At 44.5% G+C, this 6,400-nt stretch carries 7 protein-coding genes and 1 riboswitch; of the genes, 6 read left to right on the top strand and 1 reads right to left on the bottom strand.

Annotated features, from left to right (window positions below; translation table 11 throughout):
* Window positions 1-99 precede the first annotated feature (99 nt).
* The 3 genes from BCT81_RS25680 (at window position 100) to cyoE (ending at window position 2,766) form a co-directional block, all read left to right on the top strand.
* Window positions 100-708, top strand: coding sequence for a hypothetical protein (locus tag BCT81_RS25680; protein WP_061031234.1), 609 nt, complete (start codon window positions 100-102; stop codon window positions 706-708).
* Between the two features lie 74 nt (window positions 709-782).
* Window positions 783-1,838, top strand: a complete 1,056-nt coding sequence (locus tag BCT81_RS25675) for a COX15/CtaA family protein (protein ID WP_102426297.1) — start codon at window positions 783-785, stop codon at window positions 1,836-1,838.
* Window positions 1,828-2,766, top strand: coding sequence for a heme o synthase (gene cyoE, locus BCT81_RS25670; protein WP_102426296.1), 939 nt, complete (start codon window positions 1,828-1,830; stop codon window positions 2,764-2,766). The genes BCT81_RS25675 and cyoE overlap by 11 nt, the downstream gene beginning before the upstream one ends.
* A gap of 110 nt (window positions 2,767-2,876) precedes the next feature.
* Here the strand turns inward: cyoE and gbpA are convergent, their stop codons facing one another.
* On the bottom strand, window positions 2,877-4,343 hold the full coding sequence (gbpA, locus tag BCT81_RS25665) for an N-acetylglucosamine-binding protein GbpA (RefSeq protein WP_102426295.1): 1,467 nt from the start codon (window positions 4,341-4,343) through the stop codon (window positions 2,877-2,879).
* Window positions 4,344-4,414: 71 nt separating this feature from the next.
* Window positions 4,415-4,504, bottom strand: a riboswitch (cyclic di-GMP riboswitch).
* Between the two features lie 322 nt (window positions 4,505-4,826).
* On the opposite strand from gbpA, the gene BCT81_RS25660 reads away from it, so the two are divergent.
* From BCT81_RS25660 to BCT81_RS25650, 3 genes are all read left to right on the top strand, one after another.
* Window positions 4,827-5,180: a transcriptional regulator gene (locus tag BCT81_RS25660; protein ID WP_008217214.1), complete on the top strand. Its 354-nt coding sequence runs from the start codon at window positions 4,827-4,829 to the stop codon at window positions 5,178-5,180.
* Window positions 5,181-5,276: 96 nt separating this feature from the next.
* Window positions 5,277-5,948, top strand: coding sequence for a DUF3313 domain-containing protein (locus BCT81_RS25655; RefSeq protein ID WP_102426294.1), 672 nt, complete (start codon window positions 5,277-5,279; stop codon window positions 5,946-5,948).
* Between the two features lie 12 nt (window positions 5,949-5,960).
* Complete coding sequence (locus BCT81_RS25650) at window positions 5,961-6,176, top strand: DUF3820 family protein (protein ID WP_102426293.1); 216 nt, start codon at window positions 5,961-5,963, stop codon at window positions 6,174-6,176.
* The last annotated feature ends 224 nt before the right edge of the window (window positions 6,177-6,400 follow it).

Genomic DNA, 6,400 nt, shown 5'->3' with positions numbered 1-6,400 from the left:
TAGATACTTGAAGAAACATAGTCACATGAATAAGAAGTAAATGCTTGCAACGACATAAACACGGTTAGCGATCGGCAGCGACTAATACAGGGAATCAAAATGGATAAGTCTCAAACACAAACTAAAAAGGAAAGTACCGATGCTAATCTTGCTGCGTTTAAACAGCGCCGCTCACGTGGTCGACTTGTACTCATCGGATTGATTTTGGTCTTCGCCTTACCTGCCATTATTGCTAAAACTGTATTAGAGCAGAATTGGTACACATCTGGTGTGACAAACAGTGGGGAGTTAGTTGAGCCAAGAGTGACTCTACAAGATTTTGGGCTGACGGCGCCTATGGAAGGAGAAGGGTGGTTGGTGGGTTACATTGCGCCAACGGACTGCGATAGCTTATGCGAACAACAACTCCATTACTTGAACCAAAGCTATTTAGCGCTGGGGAAGAACAAAGAACGAGTGACAGCTGTGGTTTTTGTTTCTGAAGGGGATGCATTACCAGGAGCATTTAACAAACCTGATTTGTCATTCCTGTCTGGTGGGGAGCAGTTGAGCACTAAGTTCGCACCAGCTTCGATTGTTATCATTGATCCCCTTGGGCAACTTGTTATGGAATACAAAAGTGTCTCAGAACCGTCGCAGTTAGTCGGGCAGTCCAAAGGCATGATTCATGATTTGAGAAAGCTTCTAAAACTGTCGCGAGTTGGGTAGCTGATAAGTGATTCGGTTTGACCGCGGTGGCTGAACTCTAGCAGCGACAAGGAATACTTATAGGGAGATAAACGATGCAGAACAAAGCCCCTGATTTGCTCATGCTCGTGATGCGAGTGACTATCTTACTGACGCTGACAGTGATTGTGCTCGGTGCTTATACCCGATTATCGGACGCTGGGCTTGGTTGCCCTGACTGGCCTGGGTGTTACGGAAAGCTCACGGTACCTTCAGATGCACAAGCGGTGAACCAAGCCAATCTCCAATTCCCTGGACGCGCTCTTGAGGCAGATAAAGCATGGATAGAGATGATACATCGCTACTTTGCTGGTTCATTAGGGCTTCTTATCTTTGGTGTGATCGTTTGGTGTATTAAGAAGAACATCACCTCTGCTGGGCTACCGTTACTTATTTCGGCAACGGTGATATTTCAAGCTTTGTTAGGGATGTGGACAGTGACTCTGAAGCTGATGCCGGTTGTGGTGATGGCGCACTTGATGGGAGGGTTCACTCTGCTGTCTCTGCTCTGCCTACTGTATTTTCGCCTCTCTAATTTCCAGACTCGGTTCAGTGAAACGAAATACTCGGCGACGAGCAAGTTTGCTGCGTTACTTGGCCTGATGGTTGTAATTGGACAGATCTTACTTGGCGGTTGGACGTCTTCAAATTATGCCGCGCTGGTATGTACTCAACTACCTATCTGTGAAGGTAATTGGACAAGCTACCTAGATTTTAAGAATGCGTTCGACTTTGCACAGCATGGGCATGATAACTATGAGTTTGGTGTGCTCGAGTACCCCGCAAGGCTCACCATACATGTCATGCATAGGTTTGGCGCTATTGTGGCAACGATAACGGTGCTAATGGTCGTGTATCAGTTGTGGAAGCTTGGTCAAACAGCGCACCAAAAACTGGGTGTCATTGTGGCATTGGTATTAGCCGTGCAAGTCAGTTTAGGGATCAGCAACGTGTGGTTCCATCTACCGATTTCAGTGGCAGTGCTTCATAACTTAGTTGCGGCGATGCTGCTTGTCAGTCTGGTTGCGACAAACTTTGTAGTGTGGCAACGAAAACCAAGTGAGCGCTTGGCAAAGAACAGTGTATTACAAGGAGGTAATCATGGTCAGTAGAACTTCAACACAGCATCAAATTGTGGTTCAAGATACCGCTTCAAGTCATGAAGTTGCTGCTCAAAACAAAGCAGCTTGGAAGGTCTATTTATCACTGACCAAGCCTAAAGTGGTTGCTTTGATGTTGTTAACAGCATTAGTCGGCATGTGTTTAGCGGTGCCTAATGGATTGCCATTACAGCAAGCATTATTTGGCATGATAGGGATAGGGTTGATGGCGGGTTCAGCCGCTGCATTTAATCACTTGATCGACAAGAAGATCGATGGGCAAATGTCTCGTACTAATCGTCGTCCTTTACCATCGGGTGAGCTCAGCAGTGTACGAGTATTCGCCTTTGCGGCAGGTATCGGTTTACTTGGCTTTGTGACTTTAGCCTTGTTAGTTAACCCGCTTACGGCTTGGCTAACCTTTGCGAGTCTATTAGGTTATGCGGTTATCTATACCATGTATTTAAAACGAGCGACGCCACAGAACATTGTCATTGCAGGGATCGCAGGTGCAATGCCACCTTTATTGGGTTGGACGGCAGTGACTAACGAGTTGCACTCCAACGCATGGCTACTGGTGATGATTATCTTCATCTGGACACCTCCTCACTTTTGGGCGCTTGCGATTCATCGTCGTGACGAATATGCCAAGGTAGATATCCCGATGTTGCCTGTGACACATGGGATAACTTACACCAAGACTTCAATTCTGCTGTATACACTATTGCTGAGCATCGTGTGTGTGCTGCCAGTATTGGTTGGAATGAGCAGTTGGATATACCTGAGCGCGTCTTTGCTGCTCAACGGTGGGTTTGTTTATTCTGCCTGGGTATTGAAGTATCGCGATGAGCCGAACATGGCGATGAAGACCTTTAAGTTCTCAATCTATCATCTCATGATCTTGTTTGTTGCTTTGTTGGCAGACCACTATCTACTTTGATAACCGCATTTCTGCTGTTGCTGAATAAGAAAACGGATGCTCTGGGCATCCGTTTTTGTTTGACTAATTACACAAGCTTACGTACTTGAAAGTAATTACCTTACTAATAATTAGTCCACTTTGTTCCAAGCATCTTGCCAGTGTGAACCTACGCCAGGTTCGTACTGAGTTGCCGTTGGTGCCCATTGAACACAGTAACCAGAGTATGGGAACTCTTTACACTGATAAATACTACCGTCGCTGCTTAGTACTTTCGTGCCCGCGGTGTAAGAGTCAATGCTTTCAGGGAATACGAAGTCGTAATCGCCCGCTGGTGGCGGTGTTTGCTCGTCCATCAGGTGGAAATCAAGCGTGTTCTGATCCACTAAGTTACCTTGGTCATCTTTGGTCACTACCACAAGCATGTGGTGGCCAGCTTCAGATTTAGAAAGCGTCAGTTGAACACCTTCAACTTGCCCGTCTTGTAGCTCAGATTTTTGAGATGCAAGCGCTTCGCGATGGTGGTTGTATACCGTGAGTTCTGCTTGAACATTGCCCGTTGCCGCTAGAGTAAGATCAAGCTGTGTAGGCTGGCTCTCATCGATGATGTATTCTGATTCTAAACCAGTTACTTCAATTTCATGTTCTGGTTCTGGCGTATCGATCTTGTAGCCGATTTCGACACTGTTGAAGCCAGAGCCTGCTTTTAGATAAACAGGGTTCGAACCGTATACCGGTGCGAAATCGCCTTGATCGTTCAATTGACCCGCTTTAATTTGGGTCTGTTCTTGGTTGATCTTCGATGCCAACGCGTAAGACCAGTTATTGGCTTTGCCTTGTTCTGTATTTTCAATCACAAGCTCAGTGCTGTATGAAGCGTTCTCACCAGATTGGTCGAATACACGAGTGTAAACTGCATCGCCAACATTCAGGTCTTGTGTTGGGTTGATTTGACCACCTTGATCCCAGTCAGGAATGATAGGACCGTCACCATCAAACTTTACATCGATAACGTTGTAGAAAGCTGCTGCAGTGTCACCCACATCCCATACAGCAAGAATCACTTGATAACCTTCGCGTTCTGGTACATTACACAGGTGGCTTACTTGCATCGGCGGTTGCTCCATATTGCCTTGAACAACACAGAATGGCGTTAAGTCAAAAGAACTGCGTGCCAAAGGTTGGTTTGGATTCCAGTCTGGTTGAGTTATGTAATATTTCCAATCGCGAGTTTTGTGGTTTGCCGTGAACGTCCACTCAAAGTATTGAGAACCAGACTTGATAGGGCGTTTAACCCAGCGATCTGCTTTTTGCTCGTCGAGCGCTGCTGCTAAAGAAGATTGCGCACTGGCAATTTTTCCATCGACAGGGCCGACTTCAGGGAAACCTTCAGGGCCTTCCACACTTTGTGGTTCATATTGAATACCACCGCAGTTAGTGTTTTTTTCTTGTGTATCACTCGCAGGGAATTTACATAGAGCTACACGGCTTTCTGCTACGCCATTATTGTATGCCGAAACATAACCATGACCGAAGCTTGCACCGCTAACGCTTAGCAGCGACAGTGCGATGAGTGATTTTTTTGGGAGTTGTTTCATTATTTGTCCTTACTGTATTTGGCCGACAAAAAGAGAACACTCCGGCATGCATTTACACTTAAATTCTATTAAGTGGCAGCTCCGCTATCATAGACAGAATATTTGTCGACAGACCGGTGGCTTTGCGTCCTATTCTTTCAAATAGTTTGCCAGAAGTGCGTTTAAGCAAGCGGAATGTAGCCAACGAGTTTTATAAATGCGAATCAATCGATTTAAATGTGGAATGCTAATCTCGAACTTTTAATTCTTAATACAAATTAACTTGCTATATGATTCGTTTGTTAACTCATAAGTAATTGAAATAAGTTAAGAAAGTATTTACTCTAATTGTTTTTGTGAATGGTTTGGGTGCTTAACTTTAGTTGCTGATAACGATTGAGCGCATATCAAAACCAAACCTTTGGTTTCCACTAACCAAACCCTGACACGTTATGTATGAAAAGCCGGACAATTAATTGGTATGAATTATATAAAGGAGTCAGTATGGAATTCACTGAACAAGATAGAGAAGCGTTGTACCAAACGTGGATGTCACAAAAATCGCGAATGCGAATCACGCAGATGGAGTTTTCAAAGAAGCTTGGTATGAGTCAGCTTGATTTCTCAAATGTGTTGCGAGGGGAGTCACCGCTAACTATGTCATTTGTGAGCCATTTCTGTCGTCTACTTCATTTGGAACCAAGAAACGTATTCCCGTCACTTAAAGAAGGAAATGACTCTGGTCCTAAAGTGGTCTACTTGAAAAGTAGAATGAGTGTTGATGGAGAGATCCAAAATGCTTACATCGAAGGAAATCAAGTTATCGTAGAGTATGCTCACACCGTTCAGCACAACTAATTTTAGAGTTAGCTCTGAGTTATAGCCTCTTTTTCAACAAACTTTTCACATATGGTATAGCATACTTGGGTGTTTTTCTTCCAACCTAAGTGCGCTATGAACTCCATAAAACTTTTCTTGCTTGTCGCAACCAGCATTTTTTTGTTTGGTTGTGCAGGCGGCCCAATCAAAACTGCCACCAAATTCACCACTTATGAAGATTTTCAGCCTGGTCCTGACGGGGGAGTCGATCTCGTTTGGGCACGGTTAGGCTTACGCGACGCCGATCGCTTGAAGAGCAAGTTGGAGGATTATGATTCTGTCGTCATTGACCAAACCTTCGTGCTTGCCGAAGAAGGCTCGCTAGATCAGGGAGAGATTCAAGAGCTTACCGACCATATGGTGAGGCGCTTAGAGGAGAAAATATCACCTCACAAAGTGATCGTCGACGAGCCTACGGGTAAAACGTTACGTTTGAGTATCGCATTGAGTAACGTTGAAACGCCAAATCCTATCTTAGCTGTAACCAGCAGCGTTTTGCCTTTTGGGCTTGCTATGTCGACCATCTCCAAAGTTGCGACAGGTGAGCACACCAATGTCGGTAGCGCCAGTGTCGAACTGTTGGTGAGTGACGCCCAAGATGGCACACCACTGTTCGCAGCGATCGATCGTGAGGCGGGGAATAAGGACTTTTCGACTATGATTGATTCACTTGACGATGCCAAAGATGCAATCAACTATTGGGTTGAACGTTTAGGTGATACTCTACAGAACATCGATGACGCATAGAAAGACCGAACAATGCTAGAGAAAGAGAATCTGATTAAGTTGGCTCGAATGCAGATGCCATTTGGAAAGTATGCGGGCCGCACACTGATTGACTTACCTGAAGAATATTTATTGTGGTTTGACAAGAAAGGGTTCCCAAATGGTGAGCTAGGTGACTTGCTCAAACTGTGCCTAGCACTAAAAATAGAAGGGCTCGATAGTGTCGTCAAACCATTGAAAAGAATGTAATTAATTTTAAAGCTCACGTTAACAGCGTGGGCTTTTTTGTTTCTGTTGATAGAGCAGTTTTGTTGACAAGTGATGGGGAAAAAACATTCAACGTTATCCTATTGAAATTGCGCAATCGATAGCGTGTAAATAAAGTTATACAGGGTGTTATAAATATAAAACACAAAAAAAATTGCGTTCTTTTTAAAATAGTGATTGAAACTGGCGTTTTTACTAGTTAAGTT

Origin of the sequence: Vibrio sp. 10N.261.52.A1 (assembly GCF_002876325.1) — a bacterium.
In the GTDB taxonomy this organism is placed as follows: domain Bacteria; phylum Pseudomonadota; class Gammaproteobacteria; order Enterobacterales; family Vibrionaceae; genus Vibrio; species Vibrio chagasii.
Note: the sequence above shows the minus strand (reverse complement) of the source record. Positions and strands in the feature narration are given on the sequence as shown.